The following is a 22,493-nucleotide window of genomic DNA, read 5'->3' as shown; positions in this document are numbered from 1 at the left end:
CTCCCAGAATTATCCAGTTTAACGCAGCATGATCATTTTGCCAGTTTTACTTTTGATATTCTTCCCTTGCAGGACATAAAAATATACTCCTGAGCCGGCAATTTTACCTGCCTGATTCCGGCAGTCCCACTGAACTTCATTTGATGTTGCCGGTAAAGTTCTGACTTTCTGTCCTTTGATATTATAGATCACAATCTCTGCTTCCTCAATATTACGTGGCAGATCGCATTTCAAGGTTGTACTTCTCGTAAACGGATTGGGATAATTACTTACATTTAGCAGATTACCATCTGGTATTTCATCATCAAAATTTAGAACTAAGCCCACATCTACAGCTTGAATGTAAAGTCCGGGGTCTGAATCCCATTGAAATTCTCCCCTATATTCCCTCCAAAGCGAAATATTGTAGCCATTATCACAGGTCAGGCTGGATTGAACGGACTGTGCATGGCGCTGAGTGCATACCGCTATACCATCTTCTGGGAGATTATCAACAAGATAACCCTCAGGATCATAAATTTTCGCATAGATGTCATTTTCACTATTTGTCCAGTAAACGATAACAAAATCTTCATAAATAGATAATGGATGCAGAAATTCTGATTCACTATCACTGACCAGAGTTAATACTGAATATAAATTGTTACCGTTCAGGTTATATTTTTTTAGTGAATAATAATCATAAGCTTCATATTGAATACAGTATAAATATCCATCCTGGAACTGATAGTTGACTAAATCTACATAGTCATCAACCAGTAAACGCCCTTCCGCTTCCCACAAAAATTCTCCCTGACTGCTGATTTTCTGTCCGAATAAACTCATTTCGGTAAGGTCAACAGCCCCCTCCCAGAGTACTAAAATATCATCATCAATCAGATAAAGTTCAGGTTTGCAAATAGTTTCCTGTTCAGATATTAATATTCCATCTTCCCAGCCAGGGACAATATTGCCATCGTTATCTATACGTAGCATTTTCAGCTTTTGATCTATCCCATTATTTTCCATCCAGCATATATAGGACTCATTTATAGTAATATATTTCTGATAATACGCTGTATCTTCTAAAAGTATTACACCTTCGCCCCATATAAACTGATCATTTTCTATTTTCTGAGCTTTCATTCGCCATTGTGGATTTACAAAATCACCATATCCTTCATCCCAGACAATTAAGAATCCATTCTCCACAGTTGCTGGCACAATTTCCGCTTCTATATAACTTTCCTGATTAACTGACAGTCCGTCATCTCCCAATAAACGATTACCTTCAAGGTCTATAACTTGTACAATATCCCGGTTTCTGGTATTACTAAACTCCTTAAAGGTAACACATGCCTTACCTTCAGCATTAAAGCATATCTTAGGATAAATTTGATTTACGTTACTATTTAAGATCACCGGAATACCATTTTCATCAAACATAAATTCTCCGGTATTATTATCCACTATCTGCAAAAAAACCTGTGATTCATGTTCTCGAGTATCGCACCAGCAGATAGCAGTATGATCATTATCACCTGCCAGATCACATTCATCTTCTGAAGCCCCGGATAATACTGTCCACAGTGGATTGCCAGTCTCGCCACATACAGGATTTTCTTCACTGTCAAATATCTGTATCTTGATCTTATCTGAACCTTGATCATGCTGTGACCATACACAGGCAACACCTGTTTCCGTTGAAAAGTTCTTTATCGAATAAAATCCCTGCTCTGAGCTACTCACGCTAATTGGTTCTATGCCAGTCATTGAATTTCCTTCAGAATCCCAGTGCCGGTAATACAAATCCTCGTGATATTCATCACCAGAAGCATCCCAGTTTACATAAATCCCGCCATCAGGTGCCGCTGCAATTCGGGCAGTAGCATAATTATTCATGTCATTATCTACCAGTATTCCAGCAGGGTCCCAATCTGGATACTCGCCTGGCATTATCTTTTGAGCTACCAGATAAGTATAATTATATTCTATTATACTATAGATCAATCCAAGTTTGCCATCTGTAGTAATCGTCACATCTATCTTAGTAGTTGCCTGGTTTGGTTCCAGAAATGATAGCTGCTGCCATTCTTCAAAGATGAATTGGCCATTCGGGTCGATGCTGTTGAACCAGAAATTATCGTCATCCACCTTTATCAAGCCATACTGTCCTTCTGACCAGTTGAAAAAGGAAAAATAACCATAAATACGCATATTTTCACCATGAATACCTTCTTCACCCCAGTAAAGAATTCCCTGGCTGTCGCAACGCTGCAATACATAATTAGAAATACCGTATTTATATACTAATATTATACCTCCAAAACCATCAGGAATTGCTTTCAAAGCCAACTGATAGGTATTTGCTTCATAACTCATGATGGTGTTGCCATTTGCCGACCAGCCTGGACAGGGATTGCCCTCGCTATCCAGACGCAGAGCGCGAATATTACGCTGAGATGAATTATCTATCCAAACAAGGTATATTCCAGCTTCCTCATCTGCTACCAGCCGCAGCGGAGGATAATTCATTGTCCCTAACAGTTCTATAGTTATGCCAGAATCACTCCAAAGCAGATTACCCTCTATATCTATTCGCTGAATTCTGAGTTTTGTGGACTCCTCTCTTTCAAACCAGGCTGCTATAACTTCTCCATCTGATGTCTCTTTGATACATAAATTATAAGGATAATAGCTGTCATTGTCAGTTAGTAATAAAGCTTCTTCCCAGATGTTTTCACCGTCTTCTGATACCCGTTGCGCTTTTATCTGCTGAAGTCCGTTTGAGGCATCACTCCAAATCAGCATAAATCCGCCATCACTTAAATTAATTACCGAATCTGAATAATTAAGATTCATTGCCTGCCTGACAGCCTTTCCGTTCTCTTCCCAGCAGGTATAACCACAAAGCCCCATTGTTATGAGCAAAAGTGATACTAATAATAAGCTTTTCATCTTTTCCTCCAGAAAAGGTTAACGCAGCATGATCATTTTACCTGTTTCGCTTTTGATATTCTTACCTTGCAGGACGTAAAAATATACTCCTGAACCGGCAATATTTCCTGCCTGATTCCGGCAGTCCCACTGAACTTCATTTGAAGTTGCCGGTAAGCTTCTCACCTTCTGTCCTTTGATATTATAGATCACTATTTCCGCATCTTCCGCACTTCGTGGCAGATCACATTTCAAAGTCGTACTTCTCGTAAACGGATTGGGATAATTACTTACATTCAGCAGATTACCGCCTGGGATATCATCTTCAGCAACAGGGACCGTGCTAAGATCAATCTTCTGCACATAAATACTGGGATCACTTGCAGGCATGAATTCACCTCTGCTGTCACCCCATACCACAATGCTGTTATCATTTTCATCAATAATGCTGGTAAATAGATACTGGCTATGGATTGCTGAGCAGATGTCTATTCCATCGGGAGGAACATTTTCGATCAGATTACCGTCAAGATCATATAATAATGCCTTGATGTTATAATTATTATCTGTCCAATAGGCAACGATAACATCATCATTTATTTTCAGATCAAATCTTGGTGAATATGGGAAACTGGTAATAACAACTGGACTTGACCAGACCATATTTCCCTCAAGATCATACTTATTTATTTCCATATTATCTGGTCCATTATCCCAGGTAGAAATATAGAGATATTCTCCAAATAATTCAATTCTTTTGATATAAATATCACAACCTATTTCAACACCGTTATCACCCCAGAGTAAATCGCCTTCCTCACTTACTAACTGGGCGTAAAGGTAGGTGTGATTAGCAGAACTTTGATACCACAATACCAAGATATTTTCATTATAAGGAAATTCATAATAATAATTCGGATTGTTAATAACCTGAGCCAGGCATATCCCTTCCATGTCCCAGCCAGGTGCCGGTTCTCCATTTTCATCAAGCCTGATCACATACAAATCCGGATTTTCGCTAAAATCACCTTCTTGCCAGAAAATGTAATTATCTTCGATTGTTATTCCGATACATTCATTATCGATCCCGCTGCGCAAAGTAATTCCTTCTCCCCATAATGCTCCATTTCCATTTATTCTTTGAACTTTTAAGAAAGTTTCCGGATGAATGAAATCATTACTTCTTTCACTCCAGGCTATCAGAAAATCATTACCTGACCTGCCTAATGATATCTGATCAAAAACAACCGGTAAAGCTCCAAATTGTAAGCCATTTTCACCCACCAGCAGATTTCCTGAAAGATCAATGATCTGTGCACCTCCTGTTTGAACGTCGTAATCAGTACAATGATAACATACGCAGATCAATTCACCACTCTCGCTGAAAGCTACCTTGGGATAACACTGATCAATATCATATAATTCATTTACTGCCAATCCCTGGTCTTCAAACATTGTTTCACCGGTTTCATTATCCAGTAACTGAATAAATGTTGTGTATTCATCATATCTGCTTTCTTCCCAGGTTATGGCAGTATTTGTTCCACTGGTTGCAAGATATGCTGTGCCCACATTGCCTGCAATAACTTCATAAACAGTATTGCCACCTGCTGCAAAAACCAGATCGTCATTTTCATCCATAATCTGCATTTTTATTCTTTGGAAACCGCCTTCTTTTATATCCCAGAAAATGCCGCAGTTATTATTGGAATTTTCTAAAAAAACAGGAGATGGATGTTCATGGGATGACATCTCTGTTATAAGCTCATCACTTACAGGGCTGCCATCACAATCAAGATGGTCATACATGATCCCATTAACATCTTCATCCCAGTATTCACTGCATAAAAATACCCCACCGCTCTCGTCAGCAGAAATTTCTTCAATCGTGTAACTACAGTTGAAAAAATTATTGATATGAATTATGATACCGTTTTCTCCCCAATCCGGTTCTTCTCCAATTTCAAGTTTTTGAGCTACTAATACATAAACCTCAGAACCGTAATTGTTATCACTGAATACTATGATCAATTTACCATCGCTGGATCGCGTAAAATCCCAATCATAAATATACCCCCCCTGCATTTGTAATCCAATAGTTTGTGGTTCTTCAAGTAAAAAATCACCATCGGAACTTAGTAAGGTAGTTTTGAATACTTCTTCTTCTCTGTCTCGATATATGATTGCATACATCCCGGTTTCCCAGTTTGATATTTGAAGATCATATGTCCCGGTAATAAATAAACCTTCATCTTCCCAGAGATTTTCTGCTTCAATATTGAATCTTTGCATTAGAAATGTACTGGAATTATTTTCCCTTGCACTTACTACAAATCCACCATAACCATCAGATATAACTTCCAGATCAGAATAAACTATATCAGTGAAGATCACGTTGCCAGTACTGCCCCAGTTTTCACTAACATTTCCATCTGAATCTAAATGTATAGCTCTAACGGAATTCTTATTGTAAATAATATATACACCACCATTTAAGTCTTCCACTGTTTCCAGAAGGAAGCAGTCATCTGTGTCAAAATCCATCTCGAAAGTTAATCCATCATCGCCCCACAATCTATTACCATCCTGATCAAGCTTCTGACATCGTATAAGAGTCGGATTGTCCAATTCATACCAGGCAGTAATGATATTTCCATCAGAAGCTTGCAAGATGATTTCACCATTGGGGAAATATAATGCCCGTTCTGATAAGGATATTGGCTCAGCCCAGACACTTTCACCTGCTTCAGATACCTTTTGCACTTTCATTTCCTGCAAACCATCAGAGGAATCACTCCACATCAGCATATAACCGCCACCACTGAGATTGATCACTGCCGAAGAATAATTAAGATTTGTTTCCTGCCGGATCGCCCTGCCGTCTTCCTCCCAGCAGACATAACTATATAAACCGATTGATAATAATAACAATGATAATAATAAAACTATTTTCATCTTTTCCTCCAAAAAAGGTTTAACGCAGCATGATCATTTTGCCTGTTTCGCTTTTGATATTTTTGCCTTGCAGGACGTAAAAATATACTCCTGAACCGGCAATATTTCCTGCCTGGTTCCGGCAGTCCCATTCAACTTCATTTGAAGTTGCGGGTAAACTTCTCACCTTCTGTCCTTTGATATTATAGATCACTATTTCTGCGTCTTCTGCATTTCGTGGCAGATCACATTTCAAGGTTGTGCTTTTCGTAAAGGGATTAGGGTAATTGCTCACATTAACAACATTCCCATCAATGATCTCATCATCAAATGTCGGGACGGTATTAAGATCAATTTTCTGCACATAAATGCTGGGATCACTTGCCGGCATAAACGAACCTCTGGCATCCTGCCAGATGACAAAGCTGCTCCCGGAATCATCCACAATGCTGGAACGGCAATACTGCTCATGCCTTTCTGAGCAGATAGAAATACCATCTGGGGGAATGTTTTCTATCAGATTCCCTTCTAAATCATAGATCAAGGCATATATATTATAATAACCAATGTCCGACCAGTAAACTATGATCAGATCTTCCCAGATATCCATAGTTATTGAAGATGAATATGCATCAATTTCCATAATATTTAAAACTTCAGGTTCGTTCCAACCATTGCTTCCATCCAGATCAAACTCAATAAATTTAAAGGATTGTGAAGGGAAATCTTTAAACAAGCCAATCAGTTTATCTTCTATAACCTGCGCATCAGCAAGCTGGAGCTCCTCATTTTCAAAGAAATAGCCTTCATCTCCCCAGAGTAAGTCTCCCGTGGCTGAAATATATTGCGCTTTCTGGTCATTAATCTCCCGCCAGATAACTACTATGCCATCATCAGTGATATAGCTCTGGCAGTCAGTAATGTGATTTTCAGCAGCAATCTCTATTCCTTCTTCACCCCAGTTATCTTCTATTTCTCCAGCTTCGGTAAGGCGAGCGACCTTTAATTTACAATCTGAACCAAATGTAGTTTCCTGCCAAATTAGATAATTATTAGATATTGAAACACCTGTGAAATCATTCATACCGAAAGCTGATAAAAGAGTTGGATCATCCCAGACGGGCTGACAATCTACAAATTTCTGTACATTCAATGTTTTTAAGTGTTCTCCACTCTCTGTTTCAAAATCATTCCAAAACACTATAAAATCATCACCTTGTGAACTCACTGCAATACCTTCCACTTCCACTTCCATATTGTCGCTGCTCAAGATATATCCATTGTTACCCAGCAGCCTGTTCCCTTCCAGATCCATAATTTGGATTATTGCTCCTTCTGCTTCCGGTTCAGTGTATCTCTGTTCATAGGCAATACATATCTTATCCCCAGTTTCATTAAAAATAGCAACTGGATATTCCTGCCTGCAACTGCTATAATCTGATACTGCCAGCCCTTGATCAGGAAAAATATATTCTCCGGTAGCATTATCAAAAACCTGAATATAAATTGTATAATAACTATTATACGTACTGCTTTCTGCCCAGCAGATCAATGAATACTCACCATTACTATCAATATCAGTGACATCCCAGTTAACACTACCCCCTTGTTCCTGCCATATAGAATTACCATTTTCAGGCAGCAGCATGTTTCCATAAGTATCGGCTATCTGAATTTTGATCTTATCATCTCCATCGCTTAATTCTCTCCAGAAGATTGTGGTCTCCTCAGCAGAATTATTGTATAATACGGGAGATTCATAAGGACTATTATCCATTGATGATATCGGGATATTATCCAGATCGATGCTGCCGTCAGTATTAATGTGCCCCATAAATAAATTTATGCTGATATCATCTGATTCATACCAGAATACGTGTAATCCTCCTGCATTATCTGGTATCAGATTTGCAAACTGGTAGATAAAATAATAATCATCATCGCTTATCAATACACCTTCAGCTCCCCACTCGGGAGTAAGTCCTATGTCAGTTTTTTGCGCCAGCAACCCAGAAAGATTGGGACCGGAATAGATCATGCCAAGTTTATTATCTCCTGTTATTACTGCTTTATATGAAAAATCCCATGTATCTTCAGATATTTCTGCGACCGGCTGGGGTTCTGGATATAAAAAATTACCTCCCAGATCAATTACATTTGCTTTAATTTGAAGTTCATCATAATTATATGACACAAGGGCAAATTCTCCATAATCCCAGTTAATTATCTCCATTTCGTCATAATCACCTGCATCAATACCCAACTGAGACCAGAGAATTGCTCCCTGATCATTACATCTTTGCAAATAATAGTGATTATCTCTGTAGTTATGTGCTAATATTACTATACCTCCAATTACATCAGGAAGACAGGAGTATGAAGTAATAAATTGTGATGCAATGAATATAAGATTACCATTATCGCTCCAGCCTTCTGCAATTGTACCATCAGCAGTTATATTTAGTGTAATTACATTTCTACGCATAAGAGTGATAAATACTCCTCCATTAAGGTCAGCTATTACTTTTGTATTCAGGCAGTAACTCACATGGAAATTCATTTCAAAAATCAAGCCATCTTCTCCCCAAAGTAAATTGCCCTCTGTATCTAGCTTCTGGCAGCGAATAAGATTAGGATTATCAAGCTCATACCATACTGCAACTATATATCCGTCTGATGTTTCCACAAGTGATTCTCCATTAGCATAATAAAGCTCGCGCTCTGAAAGTATTACAGGTTCTTCCCAGAAGTTTTCTCCATCTTCTGAAACCTTTTGCAACTTCATTTTCTGGGTACCTGAGGAGGCATCACTCCACATCATCATAAAATCGCCACTACTGAGTTTGATCACTGCCGAAGAATAGTTTAGATTGGTTTCCTGCCGGATTGACTTACCATTCTCTTCCCAGCAGGTATAACTGCTCAAAGTCATTGCCATGATTAAAAAACCTAATACTAATAATTTCTTCAAAATTTACTCCTTTGAGAGATTAACGCAGTAGGATCATTCTACCGGTTTTGCTTTCTATGTTTTTTCCTTGCAGCCGGTAGAAATACATTCCTGATCCGGCTAAATTACCTGCCTGATTACGGCAATCCCACTGAACTTCATTTGATGTTGCGGGTAAACTTCTCACCTTCTGTCCTTTGATATTATAGATCACTATCTCCGCATCTTCAATATTACGTGGCAGATCACATTTCAAGGTTGTGCTTTGCATAAATGGATTGGGATAATTGCTTACATTTAAAAGATTACCGTCAATTATTTCTTCATCAGTTATCGGCGCAACATTCAGATCTATTTTCTGCACATACAGACTATGATCTGACCCTGGTGTATATTCTCCTCTGCCATCCTTCCACAATACAATACTGCTGCCATTTTCGTCACTAGCACATGACACTATGGATTGAAAATGCGGTTCTGTGCATAATTCCAGACCTCCAGGAGGTAAGTTCTCAACCACATTTCCATCAGTATCATAGATCATAGCATATATGTCATCATTCATGGCATATATGCTATCACTTTTAGTTCCATATACTATTATTACCTCTTCCCAGATACTAAAATTACCGGTAGTCATTCCATCTAAATTCTCAATAGTTATGCCGTCATCCCAGACAAATTCCCCCTCCAGATTGCTTTTATAAAGAGTATAGAGATTGCCCGATTCATAGACAATACAGTACAGGTAGTCATCCTTTAACTGATAATCCATTATACATCCGTAATCACCAAAAAGTCTTCCACCTTCTTCCCACAGCAATTCACCTTCAGCACTATATCTCTGTCCCCTCAACTGAAAACCATTCTCATCGTTTCGCTCCATCCAGAAAATATAAGTTCCTGTGTCATTCATATATATTCGAGAAGTCCCTCCTAAGAGATTTTCAGAAACCACCAGACCTTCAGGATCCCAGCCGGGGGCGATGCTTCCATCACCAGTAATTTTTGTAAGTTTTAAGTTACTTGCAGGAAAATCCCATTCATTCCAGGAAATATAAGGGTATTGAATATTTAAATGACTAAGATCTTGTTCAGAATCACCCTGTAAAGTTACTCCATTTCCCCAAACAAACTGGTCATTTACTATTTTTTGTGCTTTCAAATAATAGACTGGATTAATGAAGTCATCAGTAACCGCACTCCATACAATCACAAATTCATTATCACCGGAACTGGCAATCTTATTATCTGTTATACTAAATTCATCACAAAATATCATCCCATCATCACCTAAAAGCCTGTTACCTTCCTGATCAAGCAATTGCACTACTCCCAAATAATTCAAACCACCATTTACTTCGCAGGTAATACAAATTCTCTCACAATTTTCACTTATACAAATTTCCCCGTAATTTTCAGACAATTCAGTTTGATTTATAGCAGCTATACCGTTCTCATCATACAATAAATCTCCAGTATCATTATTGATTGCCTGAATATATGTCTGACCACTGCTATATCTCCCATCTTGCCAGCATATTGCAGAGAGATTTCCCCTTGTCTTCAACATAAGCGGGTAGGCTCTACCAGCAAGTATATCCCAAATAATATACCCCTGTTCTGCTAATTGGGGAATTTCATTTAAGTTATATATCTGCATTGCTATTTCATCTCTGTCTTCCCTTTGTTGATTCCAGAATAAAACTGAATTATCAGCAGTTCTAAATACCCTGAAGGAGGTATCACTACTCGGAGAACTGCCTGCCAGTATCGGATCAGTACCCGTTAATAAATTTCCAGTTCCGTCACAATGCTGATAATAAATATTATAGTCCCAGTCAGTATAATATCTCCAGCCCATTGCCATTCCACCGGTATCATCTGCTGCAAGATCATATTTAGGAGGGTTAGCACTTTCGAGGCTGCCTATTTCTATGCCATATTCACCCCATTCCGTGCCGATCCCTATCTCCGTCTTTTGGATATTTGTATTGCTGATATAATCACTAATCTCGTTATAGATAATTCCCAGCCGGTTATCAGAAGTCTTAATTACCTGCATATTGCCTGCAGTATATCCTTCTCTAATACTTGCTGCTAATTGCGGTTCATCGAAGGAAAAATCACCATTGGAATTTACAATATTAACCAGAAACTCACCATTCTGTTCCACAATAACAGCATATTCTCCTGGATTCCAGGGCAGGAGAAATATCTCACTTTCGGTGTATAATTCATCTATGCTAAGCCCCTCTATACCCCAGAGCAGATTTGCCTGATTGTCACATCTTTGCAGGAAAACAATATCATAGCTCAATTCCATCAGAGTGACTATGCCGCCAAAGTTGTCCGAAATTACTGAAAAGTCTATAGTGGGTGAATAATTTGCAGATAATAATATATTACCATCGCTACTCCAACCTGTCCCCAAATTGCCATCCTCGTCAAGATAAATTGCCCTGATCTCCTTTGGACCGACGTACTTGCACCAGACCAGATAAACTCCTCCGACTTCGTCTACTACTGCTTGAAGCGGAATACCATGACCATACAAGTCTTCTGCCACTTCAAAGGTCAAGCCTGTTTCACCCCATAGAAGATTACCATCTGTATCTAACCGCTGCACTCGCAATAACGTCGGATCAATTTGTTCATTCCAGGCTGCCACTATATCCCCATTAGAAGTTTCTACCAGTATTCCTTCGTCGGGATTATAACATACACCACTGGTTAATATCACTGGCGAATCCCATTCTGCCTCACCAGCATCCGAAACTTTCTGCACTTTCATTTCCTGCCTGCCACCAGAAGCATCACTCCACATCATCATGTAACCACCCCCGCTGAGATTGATCACTGCCGAAGAGTAATTCAGTTGTGTCTCCTGCCGAATTGCCTTGCCGTCTTCTTCCCAGCAGATATAACCATGTAAACCGATTGATAATATTAACAAAGAAAATAAAAAAAGTTTTCTCATTTTGTCCTCCAGCTTTTAATAAAGAATCCCAACAAGTGTAAAAGGAATTAACATGTTGTACACAAATAACGTCTCATTTTGACTGTTTATGCTGCCCTGCTTAAATTTATTCCCGACCCGGTTAAATAAAAAGCATAATTCATTCCAAAAATCATTAAAAGTTATAAAACTTGCAAGAAGAAAATTGGCTATCTTAAATTAACTTATAGGGTTTATAGGTCTTATAGGACTTATACGCCCTATAGAAGAGAAAGTCTGCTACTCTCTAATATCCTCTCTGACGATTGGCAGAAATACTGATCCCTCAAAACCTGTGAGTTTATTACCCCGCGGGTCCTGGACATCGAGTAAAATACGGTAGGTATTAAAGTTATTCAATTTTACTAGTGGTTTAAATATCACTATTTCATTATCACCACTAATAGCTTTCAAAGGATATTTTAAGCCGGTTTCTACTTCTGTGAGCGATCCTTTTGCATGCTCTTTAAATATCACTTCACTGAATGTAAATTTGATCTCCGGCTGTAAAACGGATACAGATGATCCGTCTCGGGGGTCTATTTTAACCATCTGGGGAGCTAAAGTATCAATTCTTGTGGTTGCAGAAAAAACCAGCGAATCTATATCAGCAATATTCCCCTTTTTATCTTCTGCACCTATCACCATGATCTTATAGTCAACGGTATCCATCTCAGCAGAAATTACCCGCAATTTATCGTCCGCAATCCGCCAGCGTTTCACCTGCAAAGCCTGTCCCAGGGAGTCTGTAAATAGATGCACTGTCTGCACACTCACCAATGGCTCATCAAATGACAGATCAATCTCATCAATATAAAGCGGTGTTGCACGTATTAATGCCGGAGCAGTGGAATCTGAATATGCCAAAAAAAGGTCTGCTGTCACTATCGGACGGGCAGGAGTATTTTCCTCAGCAAAAGGTTCTTTATCAATATCAAGCCTGTTATTTTTGTTTTTATCCACATAAGCTCTTAAAAAATGTCCAGTTTCATTCAGGGACTCAAAGGCATAGTTTTTGATAAATTTGCGCGTGTAGATCAAAGTGGTATCTGCTGAAAATAAACTGATCCTAACCTCATTCTGACTATCCTCGATATCTTCAAATGCAAAATCCCCCGAAATACGCCAGTCTTTTAATTTGCCATTTGCCCAGACCAGATCATATTGTTCCTGCAAAGGATTATTATGATATCCCTTGATATTTTTCGAGAATGAAAAATAATAATTGGAATTGGGAATAAGCATTTCCTGAATTTCGATGATCAAGGTATTATTTTCCCAACGGAAGCTTTTAGAAAATATCTCAGGATATATATGAAGCCCGGTATTAAAAGTTTTGATATCCATTGGTTTGGAGAAGGTGATCTCAATATTACTGCCGGTAATATCCTCATACTGGGCTGGATACACATTCATAATATAGGGTTTTTCTATATCCTCAGGTCCGCCAGTGGCATTTTCCTTATTACCGCAGCCGGCAAATAGAAATACAAAAAGCAGCAGTAAAAAACTAAAAACCTTTTTCACGCAGCCACTCCATGGTCATTCCCGGTTTCTCATGATTAGTAAAATAACGGACAATGTATTTTCCTATTATATCAAATTCCAGATTTACATATTGCCTGACATCCATCAGATTTGTCTCCTGCAGAGTATGAGTGATCAATGCCACGGCAAAACGGTCTGCTTCCAGTTTTGCCACTGTAAGGCTTACGCCATTAACAGCAATTGAACCCTGCCAGGTAACCAGATCTTTATATTCTGCTGCCAGCTTGAACCATAAATAAGTAGTATTTCCAGTTTGTTCTTTTGCCAGAAATTCACTAACGCAGTCCACATGCCCCTGCACCAGATGACCATCCAGTCTGCCACCAAATGATAAGGCACGTTCAAGATTGATCTTATCTCCCCGTTTCCAGAATCTGATAGTAGTCTTTAATAAAGTTTCCCGCATCACTTCCACAGTAATTTTACTGGCAGTAAATTCTGTTACGGTCAGGCAGGCACCACTGCAGCAGACACTGTCGCCTGTTTTCAATGTGGAATTTATCTTATGACACTCGATTTCCAGATAGCGTTTTCCACCCTGATCCCGAAAATCTCTCAGCTTGCCAATTTCTTCAATTATACCTGTAAACATTATTATTTATCCGCTGAATAGCGTCTTTTAAAAGCTGTGGTAAGCGTGCGTGAAGTGGCATATTCCATATCACCACCAAAAGGTAATCCCGTAGAAAGCCGGGTGATCGTTTTCACTTTGTCAGAAAGCTGGTTTACCAGAAAATTAATTGTGCTTTCACCTTCCACTGAAGGACTGATAGCCAGGATAAGCTCTTCTACCGGATTAGCTGCCAGAAACTCCTGCAATAAGGGGTAATTTATCTCATCCGGTCCTATACCATCCATCGGTGACAGCAGATTTCCCAGAATGAAATATCTACCCTTGAATTCATGAGTATTTTCTATCAGATATGCATCCTGAGTGTCTTCCACAACGCAGAGAATTTGCTGCTCACGCTGGGTATCTTTACAAAAAATGCAAGGTTCAATATCAGTAAGTATATTGCACACGGAACAATTAGAATAACTATTCACCGCTTTGATAATAGCTTCGCCAATTTTCTCGGCATCCTTACATTCCATGCGGATAAGATACATTGCCAGACGAGTTGCTGTCTTCTCCCCTATCCCGGGAAGCTTTTTCAGCCCCTGCTTGAGCTCTTCAAAACTGCCGGACAGCATCGGTTAGAATAATCCAGGTATTTTCATATTGCCGGGAACGAACTTGGACATCTCTTCTTCTGAGCTTTTTGCCACCTTATTATGTGCTTCATTCACGGCTGCCAATATCAAGTCTTCCAGCATTTCCACATCATCAGGATCTACTACTTCCTGATCTATCTTCACACTGAGAAGCTCATTTTGACCATTCATCGTTACGGTAACCATTCCACCACCTGAGGTAGCTTCCACTACGGTATTAGCCAGCTCTTCCTGAGCTTTCATCATCTGTTCCTGCATCTTCTTTGCCTGCTTCATCAGGTCATTCATATTTCCTTTCTTACCACCTGGATACATATTTTACTCCTTAGTTATTATTCTCTTTCAAATTATCCAGCCACCTCATCTACAGTCAACAGAAATGTGATTTTATCTCTCATCTCAATGTTTGATAGACAGACTCGTAGGGGCAGACCCATGTGTCTGCCCTCTTTCGATAATATTAAAACATCATATTCTGGGCAGACACGCGGGTTTGCCCCTACCAGAGCCTGGTGCAAAAATGCAGCAATTTAATTTCGGGGGGTTGCGGGATGATAGCAAAAACACCCGACCGGAGGTCGGGTGTGGGATAAAAATTATTTTAGATTATATTAGTTATTCATCCACCAGTTTATTGATGAGATCATCATCAGCGAGGAAGGGGATTGTGATATGTCCCTCATCGGGGTGTTTTTTATTCCAGGTAGCGGCTGTTTGCAGAGCCGGGGTATTTCTGGCCCAGCTTCTGCGTGCCACTCCACCCATCACATCCCAGCTCAGGGCACTTTTAATTATTTTATCAGCGTGAGCTGAGCCATCCAAGAGCAGACCAAATCCGCCATTTGAGGCTCTGCCTATGCCAACTCCACCACCATTATGCAGGGTAACAAGCGTCATACCACGGGCGATATTTCCGCCCCAGCACTGGATGCTCATATCTGCTGTAGGGCGACTGCCGTCATAGATATTAGCGGTTTCACGGAAGGGAGAATCAGTGCCGGATACGTCATGATGATCACGTCCCAGAAGTACGGGACCAATAATTTCATCACGCACCATCTGATTAAATTTAAGGGCGATCTCCATTCTGCCTTCTTCATCTGCATATAATATGCGGCATTTTGTGCCAACTACCAGTTTATTTTCTTCTGCAGTAGCTATCCAGTGATGATTATCACGGTGCAGCGAACTAAGCGAAGGATCAATGCATGCCATGGCAGCTTGATCAGTTAGATGCAGATCGCTATCTTTGCGGGAAAGACATACCCAGCGGAAAGGACCAAACCCGCGGTCAAAGCAGAGGGGACCCATAATGTCTTCCACATAAGAAGGATAAATGAAACCTTCTGAAGTATCCTTTCCATTAGCAGCAATTTCTGTAGCACCGGCATCAAATATGGATGCCATGAAACTGTTGCCATAATCCCAGAAATATGAGCCTTTGGCAGTAAGTTTTTTGATCACTTCAAAATGACGCAGCAGTGACGTATCTACGAGTTGCTTGAATTTATCAGGATTTTCTTTAATTATTTTTCTGCCTTCAGCAAAACTGGTGCCAGCAGGAGTGTAGCCACCTTCATATACAGCATGGCAGGAAGTTTGATCTGAGATGAGGTCAACAGCAATATTCTGCTGATCAAAATATTCCAGAAGTTCAACAACATTACCGTGATAGGCGATAGAGACAGGTTTCTTTGATTTCTGGTATTCCAGCATCCATTGAGCGATTTCATCAAGATCAGCACTAACCTTGCCTACCCAGCCCTGGGAATGTCTGGTTTCTATTCTGCTGTAATCCACTTCAGCTATCACGCCGATACCGCCAGCTATTTCCACTGCTTTTGCCTGAGCACCACTCATGCCACCCAAACCAGAGGAAATAAAGAATTTACCTGCCAAATCCTGGTCTTCAGGAATTCCCAGATATTTACGACCCGCATTGAGCAGAGTGATATATGTACCGTGCACAATACCTTGAGGACCAATATACATCCAGCCGCCAGCAGTCATCTGTCCATAATTGGAAACACCAAGAGCTGCCAGTTTTTTGAAATCATCAGGATTATCCCATTTACCTACCAGCAGACCATTAGTTGAAATCACCAGCGGAGCGTCTTTTGAAGAGGGAAATATTCCCACCGGATGCCCTGAGGATACCACCAGAGTTTGATCTTCACGTATAACTTCCAGATACTTTTTAATGAGTAGATACTGCATCCAGTTCTGGCAGACCTGTCCGGTTTCACCATAAGTGACCAGTTCATAGGGATATAATGCCACCTCAAAATCGAGGTTATTATCAATATTTACCTGAAGCGCTCTGGCAGCAAGAATGCCTTTATATTCACTTACAGGTTTTCCAGTCAGTTTTCCAGCAGGTCGCCAGCGATAGCCATAAATCCTGCCCATAGTGTGCAATTCGTGCAGAAATTCGGGGGCAACTTCTTCATGTAATTCTGCTGGGATATACCGGAGGGCATTTTTGAGGGCAATTTTAATTTCATAATTATTAAGCGGTAAACCGCGGTCGGGGGCACGTCTAATGCCGGGTTTAAAATCATTTTTTTCGGGCAATAAGGGTTCCAACATTATCGTCATAGCTGTGGCGATAGATTTGTTATCCATTTTAACTCCAACTAATATTTATTTTTTCTTATTATAGTTGTTTTTGCGAGGTCTTGGTTTCGCAGTTTTTTCCTCTAATGGTGAAGGTGCTTTTACTTTTTCTGTTTCTTTGATCATAATGGTTTCCGGATTACGATAAAGCACATTTTTAATTGCAGTCTCCAGACGGTTGACCGTAGTAGTGGAAATCTGGTTCTTGTTTTTTTTGCTTTCAAGGTGCAGAACAATTATTTTTGCTGGAAACCCTTCAATTTTGCATTCCAGGCATTTATCAAGAGTTTCACAAATTATAAAAGTCTGAGCAGTTTTACAGGTAGATTTCACCTGAAGGGCATAGTGTTCAATATTGAATAAATCCTCAGCAGTAATTGTTTTATATACAAAGAAAAGCAAAAAAGGCAGATTAAAAGTCTCTTTGGTAAAATTTCTTTTACCATTGACCCGATACTGGTAATCAAGATTCAAGGTAAGTGACAGCACGGGTGGAGTCTTTTGAGCAATTATCTGCGGAGATCGCGCAATTTCGACTGGATTATCTCCCCTGAGAGCAAGTTTGTAATTCAAAGCTTGAAAGTCCCAAACTATTCCAGGCTCTGAAAGTATCGGCTGACGACTCATGATCGCAGCTAACAGGTCATTAATGTAATTGGCAGAAAAAATCAGTGAGTCTTCTTCAAAACCTGTACTCCTTAGCTTGTTAAATAAAAATTTACGATTATGAAGAGAACCTAAGAATTTGGATAGTGCTTCAGCAAGTTCCTTATTACTGGAGGAAGGTTCTTCAGTGAGCTGCTGAAAAGCCTTCCATTTCAGGGCAATTTCGCCTAAATACATCTTGTTCACAGGATTACGTTCCTGTTTCTTCAAGTCTAAAAGAATTTTTGAGTAATACATAATTCCTCTTTGAATAAACTGTTAATTTAGTCTATCACAAAAAATTAATTTTTTTTTTTGGAATAGTTTGTCAAGCATAAAGGTGAAAATCTGGCAATCAGGAATAAAAATCAAATAATAAAGACCTTCAAATTCCATAATTTAAGAAAACGGATTCAACAAAAAGTCGAAGTTCAGCAAAGTTGTCAACTTCTGGATACTCATGGTGCAAAGAGTTAACGAAAGGAGGAAATTCTTATGGTAGATGTACAGCATTGGAGGTGCTTGTCAAGATAATGATCAGTCCATAAATTTTACAGTGGCAAAATTTTGTTGACAAAAAAATGCAAGAATGTCAAAAAAGTGTCAGTAAAAAAATAGAATGAGGGTTGTATGAATTCAGTAGTGGGCAATATTTTATCAGAGTACATCACGAAAGATTCACAATTAATTGATGAGATCATCTCAAACGTAGGAGTGGGTCAATCAATAGTAGAGATCACAGGGGCATCTGGAACAGGAAAATCATTTATCTTTGAGAAATTGAATCACGTTCTTCTAAAAAAACAATACAATTTTAAAGTGATAATCCCCAGAGTGCGAGGAGGTAATCATTTTCAAGATTTCATTCATTTATTGACCGGAATGGAAATGGAAGAATATCAAGAGATAATTTTAAAATCCAAGGAATATCAGATAAAGAACCGTTATGATTTTTATTATTATTTTACGAAACAGATAGAGAAGAGGACTATCACAACCGATTTTATCGTCATTTATGAATCGAGCTATCTTGATCAATACACTCGGGACTTTATTCAATTTTTAAATAATTACCTTGCCAAAGCAAATATAAAATTTGTGATATTTTCCAGTATATCACATTATCCTGATGGTTATAATATTGACATGAAACCACCTACTCAGGAAGATATTGCTAATATTCTGGCAAATCTTTCAGCTGATGAAGATAATGATTTTGTGAGTGAAGCGGAAGTTATAGAGCATGTTTCGCAGCAAAATTACTATTCCATCCAGTATCTGCTGGAGAATTACTTTAATTCCATTGAGAAACTGCAAATAGACAAATTGATAGATCGAAAGATAACCCTTGATACTATTTATCAGGAGAGTTTTGCGAAACTAAATGAAACAGAGATGGAATTGCTGCTTTACATATTTCTTCTGGATACACGTGCTGAGCGAAAGTATTTAAATGAGTTATTGGGCAGAAAGACGATCAAAGCCTTGAAAGTATTGGAATCAGAGCATTTGATCATGCAGATCGGTGACAATTATTACGTCCGGAAAGTAGAACCGGTAAAAGTTCACTTTAATGCCCTGAAGCCGACAGAGCAAAAGCGGTTGATATCTCTGATCAAAGAATATAGCAGAAATGAGTTCTGCAATGAATTTCTGGAAAAAGATCCTTCTACCCAGGAAATATGTCTTGATTTTCTGGACTTGATCTGTGATCAGGAGAACCTGTTGAAATATAACAACCTCCTTCTGGGACATCTGGAAGAAAATGAAGAAAAAGTGAAGGTGATGAATCGCATTTCACAGGTAAAAAAAGAAACCCATGATATAAATGAAGCAATTGAAATTCTGAGAAACTCACTGAAATTAGCTCAGTCACTTAGTTTACCTATATATTGGATCATCCATGAACTGGCAGATTGTCTGAGAATTAATACTAATTATGCTTTTGCCCTGGAAGTGATCAAAAAGTATTCACCAGATAAGATAGATGATTACTGGCAGTGGAAGATCATGCTGCTCAAATCGAGATTATTTATGCAGATGGAAGATTATGAGCAAGCGTTGGAGATAGAAGAACTTGCTTATAATATCACCACAAAAATAGAAAATCACAGGCAAAGCATGCAGATGCGCGCCGAGACAAGGAAATTGAAGGGATTGATCTATTATTATGATAATGATTACAACAAAGCTCAAGCGATGTTTGAGGATGCACTGAGATTATTTAAAAGTGCTGAAGATAAAGCCGGGATGGCAGCAGCCTATAATAATCTGGGAGTTCTGGCAATGTCATCAGGTGACTGGAAAGAAACAGAAACGCTCTATCTGGAAAGTCTTAAACTGGAAGAACAGCGTTATAATCTGAATGGGATTTCCTATGTGTATAATAACCTTGGGTACTTATTTGATGAAAAAGGTGATTATGAGAAATCACTATATTATCTGCACAAAGCTTATGAGATACAATTACTATTGAATGATAGATATACAGTTGCCAATATCCTGATAAATATTGGTGTGAATCACATGGATAATGGTCAATATCAACTGGCAGCTAATTCATTTCAGGAAGCATTGCAGGTTTCATATAAATTTAATTACTACCGTCTGGAAATAGCTTCTCTGGATAATCTGGGAGTATGTTATTTCCGCTGGGGTGACTGGACAAAGGCTATTAATTATTATAAGAAAGCCATCAAGAAATCTCGAGAAACAAATTTCTTTGAAGGATTATGCCAGAGTTATAATAATATTGGTGAATTATATATGCGTCGGGGAGAACTTGACCTGGCAGTAGATTTTTATTCACAAGCCCGGGAACTTCTACCCAAATTTAATGATGATTTTCAGAAAGCAGATCTTTATGGAAATCTGGGACAGGCTCTCACTATGCTGAATAAATTCAGCGAAGCATACAGCTATCTGGTTCAAAGTTATGAATTTTTTAAAACAATTAATCAAAAGGATAAGATAATTGAAGGTGCTTTGGGGCATGCCCTTTATTTTATTCGCACCAGTAATCAGGAAAGTGCTGAATATTATGTGGAATATGCCATGAACCTGGCAAAAGAGCTGGATGATGAATTTCGGATGGGACAATGCTATTACCGCATGGCAGCACTGCATGAAAACGATCCAGAGGTAGCGAGACAGGAACTGAGTAAAGCACTGGAATTGTTCCGTATGAAAAATAAGAATTTTGAATTGACCCAGGCGAATTTTGAATATGCCCGATTGATAGCAGCTAAAGGAGAATGGGAACAGGCTTTGCAGATCCTGGAAGAAAATAAAAGCATGGTCAAAAAGTTTGGTGCTATCAAATTCCTGGAAGAAAATGATATTTTAATTCAGGAGATCAGAGGTAAATTTAAGAACCAGATGCAGGAATCCAAACAGCAGGAAACCCTTCTTAACCAGTTCTATGAAATAACCCAGAGTCTGAATAGCATCCATAATATTGAAACCGTTTTACAGATGGCAATTAATAAAATTGTTGAGTTTGCTGAAGCTGATGGTGGGATTCTAGCTTTTTATTATAATCAACGGGTAAAGAATAACTGGGATTACCTGTATTATAACGGTTATTCTGCAAATGATAAAGATCATGACATTTTAATGGAAGTGATCAATGGAACTTATGATTTGAATGAAGGGATGAATCACAAGCAACCTCATTTTGCACCAAGTTATAATAATATAATCTCATACCCATTGACAGTGCGTAATGAACGTAAAGGGGTGATCCTGCTTTTTACTCGATATGAAACACGCTATTTCAGTGAAAAAATGGTCAATCTGGTATCTGCACTCTGCAATCAGATTGTTGTGATAGTAGAGAATATATCTATTGCAAACCTGCAACGGTCACATGCATCCATTCGGGAAGAACTGGCTCAAAACAGTGAATTCCCAGAGATAATCGGAAAGAGTGAGAGTATCATGAAGATTTTCAGGATGATAGATAAAATTAAAGATACTCCCACAACGGTATTACTGGAAGGTGATAGCGGAACAGGAAAGGAACTTATTGCCAGGGCAGTCCATTTCAGCAGTAATCGCAGAAATAAATGCTTTGTTGCTCAATATTGCGGTGCCTTAACCGAAACATTATTGGAAAGTGAACTCTTTGGGCACGTGAAAGGATCATTTACTGGTGCCAGTTATGATAAAAAAGGTCTCTTTGAAATTGCAAATGGCGGAACTTTTTTCCTGGATGAGATTGCTGATATCAGTTTATCTACACAGGCAAAACTTCTTCGTTTTTTGCAGGAAGGTGAGATCAAAAGGGTAGGCTCCACAATCACTGAGAAAATAGATGTACGCGTGGTTTGCGCAACTAATGTCAGCCTTCTGGATCGCGTAAAATCTGGTGAATTTCGCCAGGATCTTTATTACCGTTTACATGTGATCAGGATACAAGTTCCATCATTGCGGGAACGCAAAAGTGATATTCCGCTTTTGAGTGTACATTTTCTGGATAAATACTGCAAAAAGATCGGTAAACAGATGAACGGCATTTCTGATGAGGCATTGCGTTATTTATCACTATATAACTGGCCCGGAAATATCCGCCAGCTTGAAAATGAGATAGAAAGAGCTGTTACCCTTGCGGAAGAAGATTCCCTGATCAATTCCACTGATCTTTCACCGGAAGTTTACCATTTTCAGGAA

General features: G+C 39.0%; 11 protein-coding genes. 1 reads left to right on the top strand and 10 read right to left on the bottom strand.

The annotated features are described in order from the left end of the window. Positions 1–18 precede the first annotated feature (18 nt). The 10 genes from RAO94_11695 to RAO94_11650 form a co-directional block, all read right to left on the bottom strand. Positions 19–2,937, bottom strand: a complete 2,919-nt coding sequence (locus RAO94_11695) for a T9SS type A sorting domain-containing protein (GenBank protein ID MDP8323004.1) — start codon at positions 2,935–2,937, stop codon at positions 19–21. An 18-nt stretch (positions 2,938–2,955) separates the two neighbouring features. Further along, the gene (locus RAO94_11690) at positions 2,956–5,871 is read right to left on the bottom strand and encodes a T9SS type A sorting domain-containing protein (GenBank protein MDP8323003.1); all 2,916 of its coding nucleotides are present in this window, start codon (positions 5,869–5,871) and stop codon (positions 2,956–2,958) included. 19 nt (positions 5,872–5,890) lie between these two features. After that, positions 5,891–8,821, bottom strand: coding sequence for a T9SS type A sorting domain-containing protein (locus RAO94_11685; protein ID MDP8323002.1), 2,931 nt, complete (start codon positions 8,819–8,821; stop codon positions 5,891–5,893). A gap of 19 nt (positions 8,822–8,840) precedes the next feature. Next, positions 8,841–11,780, bottom strand: coding sequence for a T9SS type A sorting domain-containing protein (locus RAO94_11680; protein MDP8323001.1), 2,940 nt, complete (start codon positions 11,778–11,780; stop codon positions 8,841–8,843). A 258-nt stretch (positions 11,781–12,038) separates the two neighbouring features. Continuing rightward, on the bottom strand, positions 12,039–13,325 hold the full coding sequence (locus RAO94_11675; protein MDP8323000.1) for an Ig-like domain-containing protein: 1,287 nt from the start codon (positions 13,323–13,325) through the stop codon (positions 12,039–12,041). After that, positions 13,309–13,938 (bottom strand): riboflavin synthase, encoded by a 630-nt coding sequence (locus RAO94_11670; protein MDP8322999.1) that lies wholly within the window; start codon positions 13,936–13,938, stop codon positions 13,309–13,311. The genes RAO94_11675 and RAO94_11670 overlap by 17 nt, the downstream gene beginning before the upstream one ends. 2 nt (positions 13,939–13,940) lie before the next feature. After that, positions 13,941–14,540: a recombination mediator RecR gene (recR, locus tag RAO94_11665; protein MDP8322998.1), complete on the bottom strand. Its 600-nt coding sequence runs from the start codon at positions 14,538–14,540 to the stop codon at positions 13,941–13,943. A gap of 3 nt (positions 14,541–14,543) precedes the next feature. Beyond that, entirely contained in the window at positions 14,544–14,876 is a 333-nt protein-coding gene (locus tag RAO94_11660; GenBank protein ID MDP8322997.1) for a YbaB/EbfC family nucleoid-associated protein, read from the bottom strand. A gap of 300 nt (positions 14,877–15,176) precedes the next feature. After that, positions 15,177–17,186, bottom strand: coding sequence for a urocanate hydratase (locus RAO94_11655; protein ID MDP8322996.1), 2,010 nt, complete (start codon positions 17,184–17,186; stop codon positions 15,177–15,179). Positions 17,187–17,204: 18 nt separating this feature from the next. Beyond that, the gene (locus RAO94_11650) at positions 17,205–18,080 is read right to left on the bottom strand and encodes a hypothetical protein (GenBank protein ID MDP8322995.1); all 876 of its coding nucleotides are present in this window, start codon (positions 18,078–18,080) and stop codon (positions 17,205–17,207) included. 372 nt (positions 18,081–18,452) lie between these two features. On the opposite strand from RAO94_11650, the gene RAO94_11645 reads away from it, so the two are divergent. Continuing rightward, the coding region (locus RAO94_11645) for a sigma 54-interacting transcriptional regulator (GenBank protein MDP8322994.1) at positions 18,453–22,493 on the top strand (4,041 nt) is incomplete at its 3' end.

The organism is Candidatus Stygibacter australis, assembly GCA_030765845.1.
In the GTDB taxonomy this organism is placed as follows: Bacteria; Cloacimonadota; Cloacimonadia; order Cloacimonadales; family TCS61; genus Stygibacter; species Stygibacter australis.
The sequence above is the reverse complement of the archived record's forward strand: the minus strand, read 5'-3'. Positions and strand labels throughout refer to the sequence as shown.